The following is a 1,144-nucleotide window of genomic DNA, read 5'->3' on the forward strand; positions in this document are numbered from 1 at the left end:
TTCTCTAATATTTCTTTTTGTCGTTTTTTCTTTGCTTCAATTTCATTCCAATATCTTACATACCTTGCTGCCGGAACAATTGGATATTGCGTACATTCTTTTTGCTCCATAGACTCTTTTCGCACTTGTCCACAAGTCTTTCCGCTTAATCTTTTCTGCGGATAATGGTTGATGTAATAATCAAGCGTTCCTTTGATTGCCGCTCTCATTTCATCTTTTGAAGATATTTTCGGATACAAGATAAACAACATATCTTTAAATTGTCCTTGAAACCCTTCGCATACACCATTATCGATACACTTTGAAATACGAGACATGGATTGTGACATATTGTATCTATTCAGTTTGGATCTGTATACTTTTCTTGTATAGGCAAACCCTCTATCCGAATGAATAAGCGGTGTTGCTTCTGGATAGGTTTCATGCGCTTTATCCAATGTCTGATTCGCTAAAAATGCATCATTTCTATCAGATACTTCTAAAGCCACCGGATATCTGTCATACAGATCGATCATGGATGATATGTACAGTTTTTCCCCGGTCGCAGGGCCCTTGATCTCAGTGACATCCGTGCACCATTTTTGATTTGGACCTGTCGTTCCGAAATCTCTGTTCAGGATGTTTTCTGCGGTTTGTTCCGGAACGGATCGGATATAGTTATATCTGGATCGACGTCTATAGGAAGATTTGATATCATGGATGCACATCAATCGATAGACCCTGTTATGGCCGCATCCGTACCCTTCATTTCTCAGGGTGTAGTACATGGTCATGGTGCCAAAAAGAGAATGATTGGAATCGGATATTTTCTTTATTCTAGCTATGATCCTCTCATCCTCGCACTGTTTGTCGATTTGTTTTTGAGATGGTGATGATCGCTTCCATTTGTAATAAGCGCTTCTGTTAATGCCTATGATAGAGCACATCTCCTTTACCGGCCATTTGCGATCATCATGCAATAAGCGTATTAGCGAATAATCTTGTATCTTTTGCTTTCGCATAAGATACACTGTTTTAGCCTTCGGAAGACTCGCTAAATAGGTCTTTTCGAAGGCTCTGTCTTTTTTTAACAGTTCAAGCTCCATTTCCTGTCGCCTGTTGATCCTTTCAAGCTCGGCTATTCTGCGCTGTGCTTTTTCCAGAT

General features: G+C 39.9%; 1 protein-coding gene. It reads right to left on the bottom strand.

Going from position 1 to position 1,144, the window contains the following annotated elements; all coding sequences use genetic code 11:
• Positions 1-1,085: IS3 family transposase (locus ACTQX6_RS12580; RefSeq protein WP_441657560.1), on the bottom strand; the 1,085-nt coding region annotated here is incomplete at its 3' end.
• Positions 1,086-1,144: the final 59 nt, after the last annotated feature.

Source organism: Faecalicoccus sp. LCP19S3_E2 (assembly GCF_052121255.1).
GTDB lineage: Bacteria > Bacillota_I > Bacilli_A > Erysipelotrichales > Erysipelotrichaceae > Faecalicoccus.